We start from the raw sequence: 22,218 nt of genomic DNA on the forward strand, positions 1-22,218 counted from the left end.
AGTCAGCGGGCGTGGGAAAACCGGGCGCGGGGAGGGAGGGAAGGGCTGCGAAAAATGTTCAACCGTTGCTACCCCTCAACACTCAACACTTAGCAATAACCCAAGCGAGTCAATAATAGAACAATTTCATCAATAGCACGATAGAGTGTAGTAACAGATTGGTCAGATTGATTTACCAGAATACTAAGTACCAAGGTTTTATAGTCAGGAATATCAAGATAGCCGGATAAGGCTGAGACACCACTTAATGTACCAGTCTTGGCCTGGAGCTTACCAACAGCTGCGGTATCACGAAAGCGATCGCGTAAAGTTCCACTAACCTCAGCCGTAGCCAAGGATTCTCGATAAACCTGAGCTAATGGGGTTTGTGCCATCAGTCTCAGAGTTTGTGCGATCGCAAACGGACTAGCTAAATTATGGCGAGATAACCCAGACCCATCAGCCAGACTATAGCTTTTTGGGTCAACCCCTAACTCTGTTAAGCTCTGTTGAACCGCTACCAGACCCAACTTAGCGCTAGACTCACTCCCCACCTCTGTTTCCAGTTGGTGCAATAATGCCTCAGCATACAAATTATTACTGTGCTGATTGATTTCCTTTAACAATAGCGCTAAGGGAAGAGATTCTACTGCTGCCAACTCTCTGGTTGTTTGTGTATTGGTTATTTCTGTATTATTAACATTAGAACGAAATCTATTATTAACCTCTCTTCCCATCCCCTGATCTGATGATCTGACCATCTCAGCTGAACTGTCTTTCACCAATGCCTTGATCACAGCAATTCCCTCAGCTTCGAGGATACGGCGGAAAGACTCCAGGAAATAATGGGCTGGGTCGCGAACTGCTAACCCCCAGAAGTCTGGTGCAGCATCTGCTGCCAGTTGACCGTTAATCACTAACACCGGCTCACCTAAAACTCCCATTATTTCCACTGAGTATGGTATTCCGGCCTTACCCGTAACAGCACGATTATCCACACGCCACTGTCTAGCCGCTATGGAATCACTCCAACTAACGCGCAATTGTTTACCAGGCTGTTGGGGCAATAGGGTTAGTCCGACAGTATTTTGATTGAGAATAAGTCGATTAACTGAAGCGCCATAGTATAGATAACTATCGCTCCACTCCCAGGTTGGATTGATAATACCATAGGGAGTATAGCCATCTTCTACAATTAACTGTTGCACCCACCTCACCCCTTGACGCTTTAGTTGTTGTGCCAAATCTGTTAACTGGGTATTGGTTACGCTTGGGTCTGCTTGTCCCACAATCCGTAAGGACGTCAAATAGGGGCTAGTGCCAGTACCATAAACCGGTGTGCGAATCCGGTATTGCTCACCTAGTTCACGTAACGCTGCTGCTGTGGTAAAGAGTTTGATATTGGATGCTGGAATAAAGAAACGTTCTGATTCAAGACTGTAGAGGGGAGCTGAGTCGGCTAAGGGTTGAATCAAAATGCCCCAACGCGATCGCATAAATTCGGGACGACTGATTATGGCATCAATGGCTGTAGTTAAGTCAGCAGGACAAATCTTGTCTCCAAAGGATTCCGGTTTCTCAACTACTTCAACTGCTGCCGGTGTCGCCATCACCCTTTGCTTGATGACTAACTGTACAGCTAACCATAACAGCAGCAAAGTTATTGGTTTTCCCCATCGATGTAAGGGATTTGGCATTACTCACAACTCATTACTCACAACTCATAACTGACGTACGGGCATCAGGCGTGGAACGGGCATCTTGCCTGTTTCCTGCCGCAACTCACAACTGACCCACTGACGCCCTCAGCACTCAAATCATTTGTCTAATCCGTTAATGACTAAACTATTAAAAATTACTCCTCAACGCTGGCTGATCATCCTTTCTCTATTGATTATTACACCATTAGGGATTCTTTCCAAGTATTACTCTGGTCTTGGAGAAAAATGGGTTCATGACTACTCTGGTGCTATTTTGTATGAAATTTTTTGGTGTTTATTAATATTTTTTATTATCCCCAATCGCCAAGCAATAACCCGAATTACCTTAGGAGTTTTTAGCGCTACCTGTGCCCTAGAATTCTTACAACTTTGGCAAACCCCTCTATTAGCACCGATTCGTGCTTCCTTAATCGGTAAATTCCTCTTAGGAACTACCTTTGTATGGTGGGATTTCCTTTATTATGCCATTGGCAGCGTCTTAGGTTGGCTATGGTTACGGCAAATCTCGCAGTTTCGGAAACTGATCAGATAGGGTGCATCTCATATTTGTAAAAAAGAATGGGAAGTCTAGGAAGTGTGGGAAGTATGGGAAGTTTCTTAGACTTTTTTCCTAATTGTAAAAGCGATACATCGCTACTCCCTACTCCCTACTCCCTACTCCCTACTCCCTACTCCCTACTCCCTACTCCCTACTCCCTACTCCCTATTCCCTTTATTATACCGGACATGATATTACTCAAAACTAACCGATATTTCTACCTTTCCTTTTGGATCTAATCCAATATATTGAGCACGAATAGTAGTTCCCGATTTAACAGGAACTAGAGGAGTCATGGAGCCTAAAGACAGTAAATCGCCTTTCTTCAAAACTTTACCTGATGCCTTCAAAGAATCTTTTAACCAAAGTACTACCTGTAAGGGATTCCCTAATAAAGCACTACTTTTACCAACAGCTAACTCATTACCAGCCTTATCTACCATTACAATCTTTATATTTTTTAATCGTTCTTCCCAATCAGGGGTAGCAGATAAAGGAATCGGTGTTCCTAAAACTCCCAAGCGAGCACCGACGTTAATTGCTACCAAAGCAGTGCCATCAAGACTCACTTTTGGATCATAAACTAAATCTGGTAGTTCCATGAAGGGAATGACGGCATCAAGAGCAGCTAATGCTTCTTTAGGGGTAGTAGCATTATTAATCTCTTGGCTACCAACTCTAACCATTAAGTCTCCTTCATATACAGGTCGAGTGCCGAAGTTAGCAGGGACAACCGCTCCACTGTTGAGCAACATCTTTTCGAGAAGTACACCTCGTATGGGTTCAGAGACTTTGAAGCGCTCTTGAGCAGCAGGATTAGTCAGTCCGGCTTTGTAACCTACAACGTTTCCTAAACTAGAGCTCAACTGTTGTACAAATTGGTCTTGCAAAGCCTGAGCTTGTTCAACGCTTAGCTGAGTCGCAACTGCCCTAGCTGGGGTTTTGTTGAGATAGCTAGTTGTCAATTCCTCCACCACACGACGACCATCAGGGGTTTGGTCTAAAACTTTAGTAGGAGAGCTACTAGTTGACTTGGAGTTGTTATTAGCCCCAGTGAGGTTGCAGCTTGGCAGATATAGAACCGAAGCCAATAGTACAATTGCTAGGGAAATAGATTTGATATCTTGCATGGTGTTGCTAGAGCTGTTTTCAGGATTCAAAGCATTTGGCATAACTCAAGAGCCGAAAATTGCTTCACTTCCATTTTTTGGTGTTACTTATGAGTTAAAGAAGGGGAAGTATACATATAGAGAATTTACGACCAAGAGGAGGTAACCATAAGCGTATAGAAAAGTCTAGACAAAAGCCTAGACAAAGGGGGGATGATTTCAGCTTATCCCATCACTGAATCAATACACTAGTTGATCTCGACTGTCGGCGAGCTAATCAGCAATCGGTAGTGTTGACGGTTAACTGTTAACGGTTGACTGAATACACTCAGCCGTCAACGGGAAATCCCATTCCCTGTCTTCGAGGATCAGCTTCAAGAGATTATTACTCCAAGTCAGATCATGTCCGGTGGAACACTGATCTCGGAACATCCCAAATCTGTAACTGGAGTGTGAGGGTCTCGCTGACTAGCCTATAGTCAGCTAGCAACATGCTTGCACTACAAAATAACAAGTAACAAGTAACGAGTAATAAGTAACAAGTAACGAGTAATAAGTAACAAGTCACAATTTTCCTGAATACGAAGTGATTAAGAGGTGCGACAATCACGCGAATTTAATTCTTAATGGTAAGAGCGCATCTCCGGACTTACTCTCATACCTTGGCGATTAGGAAATATATCAATAAGTAACAATGAACCAATCACCAAACACTGGAACAGTTTTAATCGTTGATGATAATCCCAATAATTTATCAGTTCTCTACAAAACTTTGGAAAGTGCTGGGTTTCAAGTAAGAGTAGAAATGGATGGTGAAGGAACTATTGAACAAGTAGAGTATGAACCACCTGATCTCATATTATTAGATGTAAATATGCCAGGTATTGATGGATTTGAAACCTGTAAACAGCTCAAGAATAATCCCAAATCCCAAGATATTCCAATAATTTTTATGACAGCGTTTGCTGATATAAACCATAAAATAAAAGGATTATCCTTAGGAGCAGTAGACTATATCCCAAAACCCTTTGAACAAGAAGAGGTATTAGCTAGAGTCAGGCTCCATTTGAAACTAAATTTTTTGACAAAAACCCTCGCTGAACAAAACGCCTATCTCCAAGACGCTAAACAAAAAGCAGAAGTAGCTAACCAAGCTAAAAGTGAATTCCTAGCTAACATGAGTCATGAACTCCGTACTCCCCTCAATGGTATTCTAGGATATGCTCAAATTCTCCAACGTGATGCGGCTAAAGCCGCTTCCAAAGGTGAACGAAATTTAACCCCCAAGCAACTCGAAGGCTTAAAAATTATTCAGAAAAGCGGTAGCCATCTCTTGACTTTGATCAACGATATCTTAGACTTATCCAAAATCGAAGCTGGGAAAATGGCACTGTATCCCACAGAATTTAATTTACCAACCTTCTTAGAAGAAGTTGTGGGAATCATCCGCATGCGAGCTACTGAAAAAGATATTGTGTTGAGATTTCAACAAAAAAGTAACTTGCCGACTGGTGTTAAGGCAGATGAGAAACGGCTCCGACAGGTACTGATAAACTTGTTAGACAATGCAGTAAAATTTACCGACCAAGGCAACGTAACTTTCAATGTTGGAGTGATTGAAGACCAAAACCATAACTCCGTTGATCAGGAGCAATATTCCCAAATCCAACATCGGAGGATTTGCTTTGAGATCATTGATACCGGGATAGGAATTAGCCCTCAACAATTAGAGAATATCTTCCAACCCTTTGAACAAACGGGGGATAGCAAATATCGGGCAGCTGGAACCGGCTTAGGCTTAGCCATATCTCGGCAGTTGGTGGAATTTATGGGAAGCCAACTAAACGTTAAAAGTGAGTTAAGTAAGGGTTCAATGTTTTGGTTTGATGTTGCCTTACCTGTGGTTAAAGTTACCGAAGCTAAACGGAATATTGCTGGTCAAGTGATGGGTTACCACGGAAAACGACGCAAATTGCTAGTGGTGGATGATAACAAAGAAAATCGGTTGGTATTACTTAATATGCTTGAACCGTTAGGCTTTGAGGTGGTAACCGCAGACAATGGTCAGCAGGGATTGGATGTCGCCATAACCATCCTACCCGATCTGATTTTGACTGATTTATTCATGCCGGTCAAAACTGCTTTTACCATGGTGCCAGAAATGCGGGAAATACCTGATCTGAAAAATGTGCCGATCATTGCTCTTTCAGCCCGTACTTTTGACATAGTCCAGAAGCAGAGTCAGATGCTGGGCTGTGAAGGTTTTCTAGCGAAACCCATTGACCAGGATAGGTTACTTGGTTTGTTGGAGCAGCTATTGCAATTGCAGTGGGTTGATGAGTAACGTACTCTAAGACTAATTTTCTTTAGCTTGAACCCGCGAGAAGCCCCACATCTCAATGCTACGCCATGAGTGTTTAAAGTTACCGTAAGGATAGTGGAGCCTTTATGGTTAGTCGGTTATGGGTAAAAGGGTTAAAACTTTTTGATTAAGGCTCCACTATCCTAAGGTTTCGTCTCCAGGGATGAATCGCGGACAGGGTCTTTTGGATTCGGCAAAGCCGTTCGCTTTTAGCGTGGCCTTTGGCCTCCGCTACGCGAACAGGGAAGCGAGCTATCAAACTCCTGATCAACTCGGATTGAGTCATTCCACGTCTATTCGCTTCTTGTTCCAATTGCCTTCTTTCAAAATCGGTAACTCGAATTGTTAATTTTTTGTTTTTCATTTTCCCTTGCCATGTGGCCGTACATGTGTTATTCTTATAGGTCTAAAAGCCGAGGAAGCAAGTCAAATGAGGACTGCATATCAATACCGGTTAAAGCCGACAAAAGCACAAAAAGCTATCATAGATAATTGGTTGTCGATGCTTTGTGCTCAGTACAATTACTTGCTAGCAGACCGATTCTCTTGGTATGAACAAAATCGGTGTTCTATTTATGCTTGCTCCCTCGTCTGTCATCTTCCGGAGCTAAGAGATAATCCAGATTATTACAGCCAGAAAAAGACTTTACCCGATCTCAAAAAGGCTCGTCCTTGGTACAAGGAAATTCATTCCCAAGTACTTCAGGATGCTGTCAAAAGGGTTAAGTTAGCTTTTGATCGATTCATCAAGGGAGACAAAAACGGAAATAGAAGCGGCAGACCCAGATTCAAAAAGAGACACCGTTATCGCACCTTTACTTATCCCCAAATGAAAGAGGGGTGCTTGCAAGGTGAATTGATTGATTTGCCTAAAATAGGAAAAGTCAAAATTGTCTTACACCGCCCCATTCCTGTTCGCGAAGCGTCGGCTACGCCGAATGGGTTCAAAATAAAAACAGCCTCAGTAACTAAAAAGTGTGATGGCTACTATTTGGTTTTGTCCCTAGAAGACAAAACAATTCCTGAAACCAAGGCTGACATTAATCCTCGCTCAATCATCGGTATTGACGTTGGACTTAAAGAATTTTTAACTACTTCCGAAGGGGAAACTATTAAGACTCCTCAATATTACCGAAAAGCGCAAAAACGCTTAAAAGTAATACAAAAACGAGTATCTCGAAGGAAGAAGGGAGGAAAAAATCGGCTCAAGGCTATTAAGCAACTTGGAATACAACACAAAAAAGTTGCTGACAAGCGGAAAGACTTCCATTTTAAAACAGCAAACTATCTACTCTCAAAATATGATGTAATTGCTCACGAAAAATTAAACGTCAAGGGACTAACTAAAACCCGATTGGCTAAGTCTGTTTTAGACGCCGGTTGGTCAAGCTTTCTGACAATCTTATCAAGCAAAGCCGACAATGCTGGCTTGTTAACGATCCCAGTAAGTGCCCGAAATACTTCGCAGAATTGTTCCAGTTGTCGCAAAAAAGTACCTAAAAAGCTGCATATCCGTTGGCATGATTGTCCCCATTGTGGATGCAGTCTTGTTCGCGTAGCGTGGCCTACGGCCAATCGTGATTCGGCGAAGCCGACGCTACGCGAACACAATGCGGCAATAAACATAAAAAATAGAGCGGAAGGGCAGTCCGTTCTTAAAGCCCAGCGCCTCCTAAGGGATACCCGGATTGGCTGGGAAGCCTACACTGAACCTGTAAGGTCAGTGTAGGAGCTGTCACTCAACACAGAGATCAAGGATAGGGGGAAAGGGCAATAGGGAAAGGGAAAAGCCCTGTGATTATATCCTTTGCCCTTTAATGTTTCACTTTTTCGAGATTGATTAAGTCAGTCAGGGATTTTTAAAAATGGTATAAGACCAAATCCTCTCATGTCCGGGAGGAGCGGTATTGTAACGTTTTGGGAATAGGTATTAGGTATTAGGTAATTGTGATTACTCCTTTAGGATTACCTATTATTCATTACCTATTACCCATTACTCACTATACTAGTTGAGTTTTCAATTGGGTGAAGTACTTTCGTCTTGGGTTAATGGGAGTAGGGAGTAGGGAGTAGGGCGTAGGGAGTAGGGCGTAGGGAGTAGGGAGTAGGAATGGGTTCATCTCCATCCATGAAATTAGGCAAAAGTGAGATGCACCCAATAATTGACGCAAACACTATCAGAAAAATACTTTTGCAAGAGGTTTATTCACACATTACTGGATAATATCATACTAACGGACTTGATAAGTGTAACGGTTAAAGACTTATGCGACGACGGGAATTCAATCAACTCCCTTGGTTTTTCCTCGGTTTGGGATTGGCTAACTGTACTCACAATTCCCAATCATCAAGACAATCATCAAGACAATCATCAACCTTTGACACACCTAAAACACTTAGCATCTGGTGGCAACAGGGTTTTTATCCAGAAGAAACGGATGCACTACGGAAAATCATCGACCAGTGGGAACAAAAAAGTGGGATTAAAGTTAAATTAGTCATCATACCTCAGAAGGATATTCTCAAAGAAATCGAGAGTGCGATCGCATCAGGTAATCCTCCTGATATTTTCTATGCAGGGGTAGCAGACTTGACCATTATTCCCCGTCTAGCATGGAATAACCAACTAGTCGATGTGTCTGATGTGATAGAGCCTCTGAAAAACTGGTACAGTGAAGGGGTTCTTGCCGGAGTCAATTATCAAAACAAAGTTGCTAAAAAACGTAGCTACTATGCTGTACCAATTATGCAATCAGCCATTCATATTCACTACTGGCAAGACATCCTGACCGAGATTGGTCAGGCAAAGGGGGCAATTCCCAGAGATTGGCAGGGATTTTGGCGGTTTTGGCAGCAGGTTCAGGGACAGTTGCGTCAGAGCAGTTATCCCAATATGTATAGTATCGGCATGCCTATGTCCATGAGCTTAGATACCTACAACAATTTTGAGCAATTTCTAGAAGCCTATAATGTCAAACTAATTGATAACAATGGCAAATTACGCTTAGACGACCCCCAAGTTAAGCAAGGCATTGAGGCTGCTCTCAGGAAATATACCAGTTTTTATATCAATAAGAATGTGCCACCGGATGCCGTAGATTGGGATAATACAGGCAACAATGTAACGTTACTCAGCCGCACTAGCCTGATGACGGTCAATCATACTCTCTCAGTTCCAGGTTCCCAACGACAAGATCCCGAAATTTACACCAAGCAACTTTCTACAGTTAAGTGGCCAAATAAACCTAGTGGGGAACTGATGAGATTCATCGTAGAGATCAAACAGGTCATTCTCTTTAAAGCGTCCAAAAAACAGGAGTATGCCAAGAATTTTATCTCATATTTGGCACAACCGCAAAACTTACAAGCCTACACAGAAGGGTCTCAGGGTCGATACTTACCTGTGATGCCAAAACTGTTTGAAAAACCCTTTTGGAAAAATCCCAGTGATCCTCATATTTCTGTGGCGCTACAGCAGTTAAAACACACCCGACCAGCTTATCAAGTGTTAAATCCAGCTTATAGTGAAGTAGCTGCTCAAAATGTTTGGGGTGAAGTGATTAGAAAAATTGTGGTGGATAATTTGTCAATTAAGCAAGCTACTAATCGAGCTATTGATAAAATCAATAAAATTTTTTCTAATTGGTAGAAAATTAGTTAGCTTCTTCGTTATCACAATGCTTGTTATAGCATTTTTACTTTAATTTTGAACATAGGATTCATAAAAAACGGGCACAGGGAACAGGTAACAGGTAACAGTAGTCAAGATATCCGAGGGTTTTTTGGTGTTATGATAAAGCGATGCAGCGTGGCGCTGCATCCCTTAAAACCATCTTTATAGCATGCATGCCTTTTGCCTTAAAAGCATAAGCAATGTCGCTCAAACGTCGCTGAGAATTGCTATAGCTGACTGTTAATAGTTTAATAAATACAAATAATTAATTTTATGCGAAAATATAAATTATCGCGCTTATTCTCATTGTTATGATCAAATTAACTCAAAAAACGTTACTATCAAAGCTGGTCACTTACTTTTCACTTTTATCAGTTGTTACAGTAAGCATTGTAGCAATTACTGCTTATATTTTAGCTAGGAAAGCTCTCAAACAATCTGTCTTTGATCGACTCAGTGTTGCTGTGTCTATTAAATCTGCTGAACTCAATCAATGGTTTAACAATCAGCGCCAAGATGTCCTGTTATCGGCTCAGTTACCAGAAATCCGAAGACAAGCCGAGGTCTTGCTCAGCAGCAAAAGGTCTCAAACCCGGTCAAAAGATTACCAAATCGCCTATCATAGCATTTCAGAATACCTGACTGATTTAGCTGCCATTAAGCCTAATCTACGAGAAATTTCCCTGCTCACAACTGGTGGGATTATCATTTTCTCAACTAACAAAACCCTGGAGGGCAACTATCAACCCCTTGGTGCGACTACCACTTACTTTACCCCAGAGCAAACGGACATTAAGCCAACGTTTTATAGCTCTTCGCAAACAGGCAAAACAGCCATCACCTTTGCCACTCCACTGTTTAACCAATCCGGTAAGCGTATGGGAGTGATTTCCATTACTCTCGATCTTCAAGAAGTTGATAACCTAATTCGAGACCGTACTGGCTTAGGTGAAAGTGGCGAAACCTATCTAGTCGGTCGATTGGAACGAAAAAATATATTCATCGCCTCAGCTCAGTTTGAGAATCAAAAATACTCTAACGGAATTAGTAGTTTGGGTATTGATAGCGCTACCCAAGGAAAAAATAGTGCTGGGCTTTATCGCAATTACGATGGGATACCTGTTATCGGTGTGTATCACTGGTTGGAGAAACAGAACCTGGCGTTACTAGCTGAGATCTCTCAGCAAGAAGCTTTTACTCCCGCTCGTCGGCTAGCTGGGAACATTGTGCTGATTGGATTGAGTTCTACTGGAGTACTGTTAGTGGCAGTTTATCTACTATCAAGCCAGATTACTAAACCGATTCGGGCAATCACAGAGGCAGCTATTCAGGTAGCTAGTGGCAATCTAAACCATAAAGCTCCTGTGTTGAGTGACGATGAAACTGGTGTGTTGGCTCGGTCATTTAACCAGATGGCACAGCAATTGCAGGATTCTTTTACGGCCCTAGAGAGAACGAATCAGGGTTTAGAAATCCGAGTGCAAGAACGTACTGCCGAATTAGGGAAAGCTAAAGAAGCTGCGGAAGTTGCTAACCAAGCTAAAAGCCAATTTTTAGCTAACATCAGCCATGAATTGCGCACTCCCCTTAATAGCATCTTAGGCTATGCCAGAATTCTCCAGCGCGATACAGCTAAAGTTGCTATCCAAGACGATGGGGTGAAGGGCAGCACCCCAATGAGCGATCGCAATTTAAGAGACCAGCAAATACAGGGTTTAAAAATTATAGAGCAAAGTGGAACCTATCTATTAACCCTAATTAACGATCTCTTAGACTTCTCTAAAATCGAAGCCCGTAAGATGGAACTGTACCCCAGTGACGTTCATTTTCCAAGCTTCTTGGAAGGGGTAGTTGGTATTATCCGCATGGGAGCTAATGAAAAAAATATCTTGTTTAACTATAAAACTCAAGGTAACCTACCCACAGGGGTTAAGGTCGATCAGAAACGGTTACGACAGATTTTACTCAATCTATTAGGTAATGCAGTTAAATTTACTGACCAAGGTAATGTCACATTTAAGGTTGGAGTCATTGAGAAACAAAACCCTATCTTAGGAATATCGAAGTCTTCCAACACCAGGATTCAAGGGGGAGATTATAACATCGATTCTCGGACGATCCGCTTTCAAGTGATCGATACTGGCATAGGAATTAGTCCTCAACAGTTAGATAAAATATTCCAACCCTTTGAACAAGTAGGGGATACCGATCGTCGGATAGCTGGAGCGGGTTTGGGCTTAGCTATTAGTCAGCAAATCGTTAACTTGATGGGAAGTACACTAAACGTTAAAAGTCAATTATACCAAGGTTCAACATTTTGGTTTGATGTTACCTTACCTGTGATAGATATTGTTGCCAAAGCTGAACCAGCTATTGCTGTTAAAGGGTTGATTTATAAAGGAAAACGACGTAAACTGTTAGTGGTGGATGACATAACAGAAAATCGCTTGGTATTGCTAAATATGCTGAAACCTTTGGGTTTTGAAGTGGTATTAGCCCAGAATGCTCAGCAAGCATTGGAGCTGGCCAGGGTAATTGGACCGGATCTGATTTTAACGGATTTATTCATGCCTTTTAAAACGGGTTTCACGATGATTCCGGAACTACGACAGATACCGGAAATGAAGCATGTACCAATTATTGCCTTCTCTGCTAACAATTGGGATGTTGTCAAGAAAGAGACTCAGAAACTTGGCTGTGATGCTTTTCTGCCGAAACCAGTTGACGAGCAGAAATTACTGGCATTATTGGAGAAGTATTTACAATTGGAGTGGGTTGATCAAGAGGTGTCGTAAGCATATGCGCTACGCGCACGCTGCGCGAACAGCAGTCAGCAGTCAGCAGTCAGATTAAAATCAACCTATGCAGGCCTATGGCCACGCTACGGGAACGGTAGAATTTAAGATTGAGATATTAATGAGAATTTCAAGTCTGGGGATTTGCCCATCAAAGCTAATGCGCGTAGCGCATTAGCTGATAGCTGATAGCTGATAGCTGATAGCTGATAGCTGATAGCTGATAACTGATAGCTGATAGCTGATAGCTGATAGCTGATAGCTGATAGCTGATAACTGATAGCTGATAGCTGATAGCTGATAGCTTACACTGTTTAGTTATCAAAAAAAATTACTTTTTTAACAATAATAATGTAGTCAATATCAGGACTAAAATTGCTTCAGTTCCCAAAAGACCGTAGATGGTTTGTCTTTGGTCAGGGGTGAAGGCAAAATAATCGATAAAAACTGTGTAAATAATGAACTGAGAGAGAATTCCCACTAAACACAATCCAATGCCCCACACTTGTCGCTGCCAAAGTCCAATCACTGCTGCTGTATCGACAATGCCATAAAAAACATCGCCAATTCTCCAGGTTAAAGGTGTTTCTAACCACGGTATTTCACCAAAACCTGCTATATTACTAAAGTGGACAATCGCGCCATAGGCAAAGACAAAGGCGAGGATTCTTAAATAAATGCTCATCCAAGGGCGTTTTGTAGCTTCGATCAAATAGTCCACCATAGGTCATACGTCCGTGAAAAAAACTACTTTTGTCCACCTTAAGGATAGTGCTCTTAGGGGCTTATGATCTTTGGCAAAATGACCACGATTGGTTCATCGGTAAGAGTAGAGTTGTCATGTCTGCACAACGGTTTTGAGGTTCAAGAATCATGCAGCGACGCCAATTCACTCGACTATCCTTGTTCTTATTTGGTCTGGGGTTAGCTGACTGTAGTAAGAATCAAGTTGAGTCTACCAAAGGATTTACGATAAACCGGAGTAATTCGCTGCGCATCTGGTGGAGTCAGGGTTATTATCCAGAGGAAACTGATGCACTCAAAGAAATCATCGCCAGGTGGACACAAAAGAGTGGAATTAAGGTTGAGCTTAGCCTTTTATCTGAAAAAGATACGTTAAAGGAACTCAATAATGCGATCGCAGCAGGCAACCCTCCGGATATCTTCTATAGTATTGAAGCGGATACCCAGATCATCCCCCGTCTAGCATGGAACAACCAATTGGCAGATGTTTCTGAGGTAGTAGAACCTCTGGAAAAGGTATACACTGGCAGTGTTCTACACAGTGTTAGTTATCTGAACAATGTGGCGAAGAAGCGCAGCTACTATGCTGTGCCGATAATGCAGTATTCAGTCTACATTCACTGTTGGCAAGATTTACTGGCAGCTATTGGTAAGACACCAGACGCGATTCCTAAGGATTGGCAAGGGTTTTGGCAGTTTTGGCACTTCGCTCAACAGCAACTACGTCACCAGGGTCAACAGACTATTTATGGTATTGGTTTACCCATGTCCGAGGCTTCTGATACCTTCGACATTTTTGAAAACTTCCTGGAAGCCTACAATGTCAAACTGATCAACCCCAATGGTCGGTTACTTTTAGATCATCCCCAAGTGCGTCAGGGGATTACCGCTGCCTTAGGGAAATATACCAATTTCTATAAGAATGGTACGGTACCACCGGAAGCAGTGGATTGGGGAAACACTGATAATAATATTGCCTTTCTTAGCCGCACTACTTTAACAAGACTCGCGGAATTCCCCACCCCTGCGACGGGTGGGGATGGATAGCGAGACGACAATTTGTGATGACAAACCATCACGATTTATGTTAGAATAAAAGCGGTTGCTGACCCGCCTGACTGACTAAAAGGCTACCGTACAAAAAGTCTGATACTCTATCAGTTTTCAGACCATTAGGTGTACAAAGTACTAGCTCCAGATCAGGGTCAGAAGTTACCGCAAGAATAAGGCAGCCTTTATGGTTGGTCGGCTATGGGTAAAAGGGTTAAAACTTTATGATTAAGGCTGCCTTATTCTAAGGTTTCGTCTCCGGGAAGAGACTTGCCCCGGCTGGTTGACCATAGAGTCGTAATTCCAAGGTGAGTCTGTCGTAAAACGTTTGCGTCTGCGGAAGGCGGATGTCTGCCTGTGGACGCTGAGTAAGACCAATTCCAGTTCGCTGGTTGAGGCATCGGCGGATGAAGCGGGAAACCCATAAGACGAATAAGACCGTCACTGATTTGAGTTGAGAGTTGGAAGCCCCAACCTCAGCGTTCGCGTAGCGTGACCAAAGGTCAAGCAGGTTGGGGTACTTCACTGACAGCTAACCCATCCCTATCGATTCCCGGTTCCCAACGGCAAGATCAGGCAATTTACACCAAGCAACTTGCTACTGTGCCATGGCCGAACAAGCCAAAGGTCGAGCCTATGAAACCCATCCCTTCAATTGGGCAGGTGATTCTGTTGGAAAGATCGGATAAAAAGCAGGTTGCTAAGGATTTCTTGTCCTATTTGGTACAACCACAAAATCTGGAAACATACATCCAAGGTTCTCAAGGGCGATTTGTTTCTGTTTTGCCTAAAGCTTTACCAGACCGATTCTGGAATGATGGAACAGATCCCCATATTTCAGTGGCTCTAAAGCAGTTACAACAAACGACCCGTCTACCCTATCAAGTCTTCACCCCAATTTACCCTGAAGTACAATCCCAGAATGTTTGGGGTAAAGCGATTAGAACAATAGTTGTAGATGGTTTGTCTGTGGTGCAAGCTAGCAATCAAGCGATCGCACAAATCAAACAAATTTTTGCTGATTGGAAGTGATCATAGGTATTAGTCAATCTCCCTTTTGTTGCCCCACTGAGGGTCTGTTCCCCCTCTTCAGGAACAGTAACTGGTTTTCTTAGGGCAATATTTGCAGTTAGAGTGGGTATATCAGCCAATATCTCAACAGCCTGTAGCTTGATCACAGGCAGGACTTACGCACACAATCCATGGGTAGGGTGGGCAAAACCTTGCCCACCCTACAGGTAGCGTTAAATTGAGGGATTTGCGTAAGTCCTAACAGGGGTCAAAACCCAGTTGTGATCAACGCTTTGTAGTACCCCCCCTCAGGAAATGAAAGTGCTCTATAAACTTGGCGATGCTGGGCAGTATGACAAAAATTCGCCCAGGAACTCACTATCGGGTTTCGTGGGCGAGTTGTGAAAATCCAGAAGTCCAAAATTCCTGGTAGTGCGGGCAGGATGCCCGCGTGAGAGTTCACAATCGATTAGACCTCTCAGGAAAGCGCGGTTTTAGCTCAATTGGGGCAAGACTTCCAGAATCTTTTTCGCTTCTGTTGTCTATTGAGACCCCCATGAGAGTTCACAACCTCCGCCAGAATTGCTGTAAGCATATGCGCTACAGATGGTGCTACTTGAGGTGCAGTCAGCAGTCAGCCGTTGGCCTTGGCCGTTGGCCACGCTACGGGAATGGCTGATCGCTGAATACTTAGGAATTGCTATACCTCGAAGCAGTCGATTACAACTACATTCCCAAAGCCCACCAAACTCAAAAACTTAGCCAAAGGGTTTCAATAAAAAGCCATTGTTACTTTGGTTAAAGACTATCTGCATCTGGAATAAAATCCATGAGTGTAATTGCTAAAACAAATGACTTTGACTTAAAAAAGTATACCATATTGATTATTGATGATAATCCCACAAATTTAAGGGTTGCCTTTGATTATTTAGAAGATTGTGGCTTCACCATTTTAGTATCCCAAGATGGTGAAAGTGGGTTAAAACGCGCTAAGTATGCCCATCCTCAAATTATTTTACTGGATGTTTTGATGCCAGGTATAGATGGCTTTGAAACCTGCTGTCGCTTGAAGGCGGATCAGGCTACTAAAGATATTCCTGTAATTTTCATGACGGCGTTATCTAGTACCGAAGATCAGGTGAAAGGATTTGAAGTTGGGGGAGTCGATTATGTCACTAAGCCACTCCAACATGAGGAACTCTTAACTCGGATAATTAACCATTTACGGATTCAGGAGTTAACTGAAAAGCTGCAACTTCAAAATCAGGAGTTAAAACAACAAGCCATTGAACTGGCAAAAGCTAAAGAAGCTGCTGAATTAGCTAGCCAAGCCAAAAGTGAATTCCTCTCCAATATGACTCATGAACTGCGTACTCCTCTCAATGGCATTTTAGGTTATGCCCAAATCCTCCAACGGGATAAAACCGCTACCCCTAAACAAAAGCATAGCATCGATCTCGTTTACCAATGTGGCACTCACTTGCTCCACTTGATCAATGACATCTTAGAGCTTTCTAAAATCGAAGCCAGGAAAATGGAACTGTTGCCGAAAGAGATTCATTTTCCTACTTTGTTGATCTCGGTTGTAGAAATCTGCCGTATCAAAGCTCAGCAAAAGGGTATCTCTTTTATTTATCAACCATCATCCTGTCTACCAGCAGGGATTGTGGCTGATGAAAAACGACTGCGACAAGTTCTGATTAACCTCCTGAGCAATGCTCTTAAGTTTACTGACCATGGCGGAGTAACCTTCAAGGTAGAGGTGATCAGTAACGATAAAGCCGTACAACCCCCACTCCCTAGGATTTATAGAGATCAGCAAGAGGGGGAAGTTATCACAGACAAAATCATGCCACTAATAGGCAAAGCTCCCGAATCACCCATGCTTAGAATTCGATTTCAAATCGAAGATACTGGCATCGGACTCAACCCAGAAGAATTGGAAACAATATTTTTACCCTTTGAACAATTTGGGGATAGTGCTATTCGAGATCAAGGCACTGGTCTGGGATTAGCTATTAGCCATAAAATTGTTAATCTCATGGGAAGTCATATCAAAGTTGAAAGTACTTCTGGCAAGGGTAGTGTTTTTTCTGTGGATTTGGATTTACCTACTACCACAGTAATGGATCACAAAACTAAAATTTATACCAATACTATCGTTGGTTTTCAGGGCAAGGTGCGTAAAATAGTAGTGGTAGATGACAAACCGAAGAATCGCTCTTTTATTGTTAATTTTTTACAACCTCTGGGATTTAAACTTTTGGAAGCGAGTAATGGGGTTGAGGGTTTGGAAAAAGCTATAGAATTTCACCCTGACTTAATTATTACTGACTTAGTGATGCCAGTGATGGATGGCTTTGAAATGATGCGACGTATCCGCTCATCAGAGCAATTGAAACAGATCATGGTAATTGCGACATCTGCCAGTGTTTATGAATTAGAACACCAACAGAGTCAGGATATAGGCTGGATCGATATTCTTTCTAAGCCTGTGAACGTTGAAGAATTACTCGATAAATTAAAGCGGCATCTGCAACTGGAATGGGTATATGAACAGTATGATCCCGAAGTATCAAAAATCAAAATTGAATCTGTTAAAAAAGTTATGCCAGAGGCTATTGTACCTCCCCCAGCTGATGTATTAGCTGAACTTTATGACCTGGCCAAGAAAGGGAATATGTTCGCGATTATTAAATCCGCAGAAAATCTTAAACAATTAGATGATAAGTTTGTGACCTTTGCTCAGACTATATCTAATTATGCTGATGAATTTCAATTAAAAAAAATTAGAATATTGATAGAAAAGTATCTTGAAAAGAATTAGTATAGCGCAGGGAATCGGGAATCGGGAATCGGGAATCGGGAAAGAGAGGGAAGTGTGGGAAGTGTGGGAAGTGTGGGAAGTGTGGGGAGATGGGGAGATGGGGAGATGGGGAGATTTTTATTAAGCGATGCAGCGCGGTCTTGGGGAGGCAGCGCGGTCTTGGGGGTTCCCCCCATGAGCGACTGCCGTGGTTTCCCCCATGAGCGACTGCATCAAGACAGAGTAATTATCCGGACATGATATAAACGCTATATTCAGCCTGTTAATTATTAATTAATGAAATAGGTATTGATGAATTAAAACTATAATTTATTAACCGGAAAAGGGATCTAGTTTTTATCATATTTATGAGGTACATTAAATTTTATTAGCCCGACTCCCGACTCCGACTCCCGACTCCCGCCTCCCGACTCCCGACTCCCGACTCCCGACTCCCGACTCCCGACTCCGACTCCCGACTCCCGACTCCCGACTCCCGACTCCCGACTCCCGACTCCGACTCCCGACTCCCTAATCCCTAATCCGACTCCTAATCCCTAATCCCTACTCCCTACTCCCTACTCCCTACTCCCGAAAAACCAAAATTTTGTACCTTACTTACTTGAAAAGTACTATAAGATGATTCGTCTTTATTTATTAATTAAGTCCAGCCTGATTCTAGGCATGGGATTATCACTAATAGCATCGACTGCCCCAGGGATTACTTCTGCTCAGGAACCTGTAGATGGAACAGGACAAATAATGAATTCAGAGGTAAAGATTGTTAAGGTGGGAGTGCTGGCAATTCGGGGTGTTGAGCATACTAAAACAAAATGGCAACCGACCCTAGACTATCTCAGTGAAACCATTTCCGGCTATGTTTTCCAACTTGTACCACTAGGGTTTGACACCCTCGAAGAAATAGTAGCTAACCAGGAGGTGGACTTTGTGTTGTCCAATCCTGGAATGTATGTACGGTTGGAATCGATTTATGGGGCAATACCAATTGCCACCCTAAAAAATCTACGCCTAGGCCAGCCTTACACCCAATTTGGAGCGGTGATCCTGCGTCATGCTGACCGCAATGATATCCAGGATTTAAAGGATTTACGGGGCAAAACCTTTATGGCCGTTAGTGAAAATGCCTTTGGGGGCTGGCAAATGGCATGGGAAATTCTGTTACAAGCTGGAGTTAACCCCTACCGTGACTTTCCAGGGCTCCACTTTGGTGGTAGCCATGACGCAGTGATCTACGCTGTTCGTGATGGTATTGTCGATGCTGGCACTGTCCGCACTGATACCCTCGAACGTATGGCACAGGAGGGCAAAATTAATCGAGATGACTTTGTGATCCTAAATCAGCAAACTCAATATCAAGACACTTTCCCTTTTGCTGTGAGTACTAAACTTTATCCACAATGGCCCTTTTCCACACTATCCCATACCCCAGTGGAGTTAGCGGAAGAGGTTGCGATCGCATTAATGACCATACCTTCTGAGCACCCAGCCGCCAAAGCTGGTCGTTATCAGGGCTGGAGTATCCCGGCCAACTACCAAGCTTGTCACGAAACCTTACGGAATCTGCGGGTTCGTCCCTACGAAGATTGGGGAAAAGTGACTCTGGGTCAAGTCATCTATCAGTACCGCTATTGGCTGTTATTTGCTGGTGTTTCCTGTTTTGGATTTAGCTATGGTCTAGTTTATCTAGCTGGCCGTAGGCGAATCGAAGCAGAACTGCGACAAACCAATGCTTTACTGGAAATCCGGGTCTCCGAACGTACAGCTGAGTTCAAAGCAGCTAAAGAAGCGGCTGATCAGGCTAATCACGCCAAAAGTGAATTCCTGGCGAATATGAGTCATGAATTGCGTACTCCCCTCAATGGCATTTTGGGTTACGCCCAAATTCTACAACGGGATCCACAGATAACTGCTAAACAAAAAGACCAGATCAAGCTTATTTATCAGTGTGGCAACTATCTACTCCATTTGATTAATGACATTTTAGACTTATCCAAAATCGAAGCTCGGAAAATGGAACTGTTTCCGACAGAAATTCATTTGCCGTCCTTTTTGAAAGAAGTTGTAGAAATGTGCCGCGTCAAAGCCCAGCAAAAGGAGATTGCTTTTATTTATCAACCCTCATCCCATCTCCCAGAGGGTATCCTGGCTGATCCCAAACGATTGCAACAAGTTCTGATTAATCTTTTGGGCAATGCCATTAAGTTTACTGACCATGGCGGAGTCACGTTTAAGGTAGACGTTATCAGTAACCACCAAGAAATTACTACTCGCAAATCCCCCCTAGTCAGACTTCGATTTATCATTAAAGATACTGGCATTGGGATGACCCCAGAACAAGTGGGAAAAATCTTTTTGCCCTTTGAACAGGTGGGTAATCTTGAGCATCGTGAACAAGGTACTGGACTTGGATTAGCGATTAGCAAAACAATTATCAATTTGATGGGAAGTGCTATCAATGTTGAGAGTACTTATGGCCAAGGTAGCCTTTTCTCGATCGAGTTAGAGTTACCGATTGCTACAGCTGTGAGTCAGAGTAAGCAAGCCTCCACCAAAACTCTTATAGGTTGTCAGGGGAAAGCACGGAAAATATTAGTAGTAGATGACAAATGGGAAAATCGCTCTGTAATTGTGAATGTGTTACAACCTCTGGGATTTAAACTGTTTGAGGCCAGTAATGGGGTTGAGGGTTTTGAAAAAGCCACAGCATTTAACCCTGATCTAATTATTACTGACTTGGTGATGCCGGTGATGGATGGCTTGGAAATGATGCGACGTCTGCGCTCATCAGATAACTTGAAAGATCTGTTAATTATTGCTTCATCTGCCAGTGTTTATGAGTTAGACAAGCAACAGAGTTGGAATGCAGGCTGCGATGATTTTATTCCCAAACCAGTGGAGGTAGACGAATTACTGGAAAAATTAAAACAGCATTTGCAACTGGAATGGGTGTATGAAGACTTCATACCAAAACCAGAAACTATAACAGATGCTGGAGCTGAAGAAATCCAGCTAGATGCCATTGTGCCTCCCCCATCTGATCTCCTAATCCTACTTTATGACTTTGCTAAGAGAGGTAGTGTGTTTGACATCAGCCAAGAAGCTGAAAAGCTAGAACACTTAGATGCTAAATTTGTCCCCTTTGCTAAGCTAATTTATAAATTAGCTAAGGAGTTTAAGGTGAAGGAAATTAGGAAGTTTATCGAAGAGTATATCGATTAATTATAATTATAGGTGGAATTTAAAATAGGAAAAAGGCAAGAGGCAAGAGGCAAGAGGAACCCACCCCTAACCCCTCCCAGGAGGGGAAGGCAAGAGGCAAGAGGCAAGAGGCAAGAGGAACCCACCCCTAACCCCTCCCAGGAGGGGAAGGCAAGAGGCAAGAGGCAAGAGGCAAGAGGCAAGAGGCAAAAGGGAAAAAATCTTATGTACATTAGGTGCGAGTCGTGGCGAATTTAATTCTTATATCATGTCAGGATAATTACCCTTATAAAAATCTCCGCCATCTCCCCATCTGGCCATCTCCCCACACTCTTTCAAGGGTAGGTTTTTTAATAAACTTGACAAAAACGCGATACTCTCGAAGAGCTGCTACGGAAACACAGCGATGAAGAAGAATCAAGACTACCAAAAAGGCTCCTGCAATGGGTGTTGAATGGATGGCCACCCCTGGAAAAATCGATAGTTTTAGCCCTTGATGCATAGAGGCTTTTCAGCTTGCGAACAAACTGGTACTCTCTTGAGCACAGCACAATAATATATTTTTGTTCTAGCAAAGCACAAATTTTCAATGATACGCAACATTTTCAGTCCCCAATTCCTAAGGGGCCGTGTGCGGAACCTGCGTCCGCACTTTATGCGCCCCGTCTCCCGCGCTTGTCTTACTGGCAGTGCCAGACGCTGCTTAACACGACTATAACGGGAGTCCCCTTGGGGAAGAATGATGGTATCGAATGGGTTCACCGATTGAGTGTAAGTTCATTGATATGTTGCCGGGGAGGTTGGCAATGGCACCAGACTAAAATGACTGACCCCCAACGCGCTGAGCGTCATTGGTTGGCGATTGCGATTGCCACCTTGTGGGTCGTCAGTGTTGGAGGGGAATCTGATGCTGATCTATGCTCCAACCACTCAGAACAGTTACCGGCAACCCCTCTCGAGAGTCCAAACTCTGACAGCAGTACAGCGAATCCCCGGGTTTTGAGCTGTTTTCGTCGGGGCATGAAGCGTGATTCAAGCTGCTCTACTCAATCATCTTCCCTTACCGATTGGTCAATTTTTTCCCGATTTTTCTCCAAGTATCCCTGTTCTCTCCTCAGCCTAAATCTTAAAAACCTACCCCTGAAAGCTACTTCCTACTCCCTACTCCCTACTCCCTACTCCCCAAAAATTCGTACCTCACATAATTGAAA

General features: G+C 43.0%; 20 protein-coding genes. 13 read left to right on the forward strand and 7 right to left on the reverse strand.

Annotation, left to right across the window (positions count from 1 at the left end):
• Positions 1 to 89 precede the first annotated feature (89 nt).
• The gene (gene dacB / locus BJP34_RS02795; protein WP_070391020.1) at positions 90 to 1,676 is read right to left on the reverse strand and encodes a D-alanyl-D-alanine carboxypeptidase/D-alanyl-D-alanine-endopeptidase; all 1,587 of its coding nucleotides are present in this window, start codon (positions 1,674 to 1,676) and stop codon (positions 90 to 92) included.
• Positions 1,677 to 1,815: 139 nt separating this feature from the next.
• On the opposite strand from dacB, the gene BJP34_RS02800 reads away from it, so the two are divergent.
• Positions 1,816 to 2,232 carry a DUF2809 domain-containing protein gene (locus BJP34_RS02800; protein WP_070391021.1) on the forward strand — a complete coding sequence of 139 codons (417 nt, stop codon included), beginning with the start codon at positions 1,816 to 1,818 and terminating at the stop codon, positions 2,230 to 2,232.
• 26 nt (positions 2,233 to 2,258) lie between these two features.
• Positions 2,259 to 2,477, forward strand: a complete 219-nt coding sequence (locus BJP34_RS35890) for a hypothetical protein (protein ID WP_229424217.1) — start codon at positions 2,259 to 2,261, stop codon at positions 2,475 to 2,477.
• Here BJP34_RS35890 and BJP34_RS02805 read toward each other — a convergent pair.
• A complete protein-coding gene (locus BJP34_RS02805; protein WP_083304965.1) occupies positions 2,433 to 3,410 on the reverse strand; it encodes a 2-keto-4-pentenoate hydratase in 978 nt (325 codons plus the stop codon). The two genes, BJP34_RS35890 and BJP34_RS02805, sit on opposite strands and share 45 nt — an antisense overlap.
• Positions 3,411 to 4,041: 631 nt before the next feature.
• On the opposite strand from BJP34_RS02805, the gene BJP34_RS02810 reads away from it, so the two are divergent.
• Entirely contained in the window at positions 4,042 to 5,691 is a 1,650-nt protein-coding gene (locus BJP34_RS02810; protein ID WP_070391022.1) for a response regulator, read from the forward strand.
• A gap of 145 nt (positions 5,692 to 5,836) precedes the next feature.
• On the opposite strand, the gene BJP34_RS46945 is transcribed toward BJP34_RS02810, so the two are convergent.
• Positions 5,837 to 6,073, reverse strand: coding sequence for a CopG family transcriptional regulator (locus BJP34_RS46945; protein ID WP_083304966.1), 237 nt, complete (start codon positions 6,071 to 6,073; stop codon positions 5,837 to 5,839).
• Between the two features lie 66 nt (positions 6,074 to 6,139).
• On the opposite strand from BJP34_RS46945, the gene BJP34_RS02820 reads away from it, so the two are divergent.
• The 3 genes from BJP34_RS02820 to BJP34_RS02830 all read left to right on the forward strand — a co-directional run bounded on the left by BJP34_RS02820 (position 6,140) and on the right by BJP34_RS02830 (position 12,177).
• On the forward strand, positions 6,140 to 7,438 hold the full coding sequence (locus BJP34_RS02820) for an RNA-guided endonuclease InsQ/TnpB family protein (RefSeq protein ID WP_070391023.1): 1,299 nt from the start codon (positions 6,140 to 6,142) through the stop codon (positions 7,436 to 7,438).
• A gap of 537 nt (positions 7,439 to 7,975) precedes the next feature.
• Entirely contained in the window at positions 7,976 to 9,358 is a 1,383-nt protein-coding gene (locus BJP34_RS02825) for an ABC transporter substrate-binding protein (RefSeq protein ID WP_070391024.1), read from the forward strand.
• Between the two features lie 335 nt (positions 9,359 to 9,693).
• The gene (locus BJP34_RS02830; RefSeq protein WP_070391025.1) at positions 9,694 to 12,177 is read left to right on the forward strand and encodes a hybrid sensor histidine kinase/response regulator; all 2,484 of its coding nucleotides are present in this window, start codon (positions 9,694 to 9,696) and stop codon (positions 12,175 to 12,177) included.
• 331 nt (positions 12,178 to 12,508) lie between these two features.
• Here the strand turns inward: BJP34_RS02830 and BJP34_RS02840 are convergent, their stop codons facing one another.
• The gene (locus BJP34_RS02840; RefSeq protein ID WP_070391026.1) at positions 12,509 to 12,901 is read right to left on the reverse strand and encodes a hypothetical protein; all 393 of its coding nucleotides are present in this window, start codon (positions 12,899 to 12,901) and stop codon (positions 12,509 to 12,511) included.
• Between the two features lie 149 nt (positions 12,902 to 13,050).
• On the opposite strand from BJP34_RS02840, the gene BJP34_RS02845 reads away from it, so the two are divergent.
• Positions 13,051 to 13,968: an ABC transporter substrate-binding protein gene (locus BJP34_RS02845; RefSeq protein ID WP_070391027.1), complete on the forward strand. Its 918-nt coding sequence runs from the start codon at positions 13,051 to 13,053 to the stop codon at positions 13,966 to 13,968.
• 247 nt (positions 13,969 to 14,215) lie between these two features.
• Here BJP34_RS02845 and BJP34_RS38475 read toward each other — a convergent pair whose 3' ends face one another.
• Positions 14,216 to 14,497 (reverse strand): hypothetical protein, encoded by a 282-nt coding sequence (locus BJP34_RS38475; RefSeq protein ID WP_229424218.1) that lies wholly within the window; start codon positions 14,495 to 14,497, stop codon positions 14,216 to 14,218.
• On the opposite strand from BJP34_RS38475, the gene BJP34_RS02850 reads away from it, so the two are divergent.
• The 5 genes from BJP34_RS02850 (at position 14,464) to BJP34_RS02860 (ending at position 21,028) form a co-directional block, all read left to right on the forward strand.
• The gene (locus BJP34_RS02850; RefSeq protein WP_070391028.1) at positions 14,464 to 15,003 is read left to right on the forward strand and encodes a hypothetical protein; all 540 of its coding nucleotides are present in this window, start codon (positions 14,464 to 14,466) and stop codon (positions 15,001 to 15,003) included. The two genes, BJP34_RS38475 and BJP34_RS02850, sit on opposite strands and share 34 nt — an antisense overlap.
• A 585-nt stretch (positions 15,004 to 15,588) precedes the next feature.
• Positions 15,589 to 15,744: a hypothetical protein gene (locus BJP34_RS42125; RefSeq protein ID WP_158516953.1), complete on the forward strand. Its 156-nt coding sequence runs from the start codon at positions 15,589 to 15,591 to the stop codon at positions 15,742 to 15,744.
• 67 nt (positions 15,745 to 15,811) lie between these two features.
• A complete protein-coding gene (locus BJP34_RS02855; protein WP_070391029.1) occupies positions 15,812 to 17,809 on the forward strand; it encodes a response regulator in 1,998 nt (665 codons plus the stop codon).
• Positions 17,796 to 17,933, forward strand: coding sequence for a hypothetical protein (locus BJP34_RS42130; protein ID WP_158516954.1), 138 nt, complete (start codon positions 17,796 to 17,798; stop codon positions 17,931 to 17,933). The genes BJP34_RS02855 and BJP34_RS42130 overlap by 14 nt, the downstream gene beginning before the upstream one ends.
• 539 nt (positions 17,934 to 18,472) lie before the next feature.
• Positions 18,473 to 21,028: a PhnD/SsuA/transferrin family substrate-binding protein gene (locus tag BJP34_RS02860; protein ID WP_229424219.1), complete on the forward strand. Its 2,556-nt coding sequence runs from the start codon at positions 18,473 to 18,475 to the stop codon at positions 21,026 to 21,028.
• Here the strand turns inward: BJP34_RS02860 and BJP34_RS38485 are convergent.
• Together BJP34_RS38485 and BJP34_RS02870 are read right to left on the reverse strand one after the other, a co-directional pair.
• The gene (locus BJP34_RS38485; RefSeq protein WP_149030752.1) at positions 21,025 to 21,240 is read right to left on the reverse strand and encodes a hypothetical protein; all 216 of its coding nucleotides are present in this window, start codon (positions 21,238 to 21,240) and stop codon (positions 21,025 to 21,027) included. The genes BJP34_RS02860 and BJP34_RS38485 overlap by 4 nt on opposite strands.
• Positions 21,241 to 21,293: 53 nt before the next feature.
• Positions 21,294 to 21,509 carry a hypothetical protein gene (locus BJP34_RS02870; protein WP_070391032.1) on the reverse strand — a complete coding sequence of 72 codons (216 nt, stop codon included), beginning with the start codon at positions 21,507 to 21,509 and terminating at the stop codon, positions 21,294 to 21,296.
• 320 nt (positions 21,510 to 21,829) lie between these two features.
• Between BJP34_RS02870 and BJP34_RS02875 the strand changes: the two genes are divergently transcribed.
• Positions 21,830 to 22,216: a hypothetical protein gene (locus BJP34_RS02875; RefSeq protein WP_070391033.1), complete on the forward strand. Its 387-nt coding sequence runs from the start codon at positions 21,830 to 21,832 to the stop codon at positions 22,214 to 22,216.
• Positions 22,217 to 22,218 lie beyond the last annotated feature (2 nt).

The organism is Moorena producens PAL-8-15-08-1, assembly GCF_001767235.1.
Taxonomy (GTDB): Bacteria; Cyanobacteriota; Cyanobacteriia; order Cyanobacteriales; family Coleofasciculaceae; genus Moorena; species Moorena producens_A.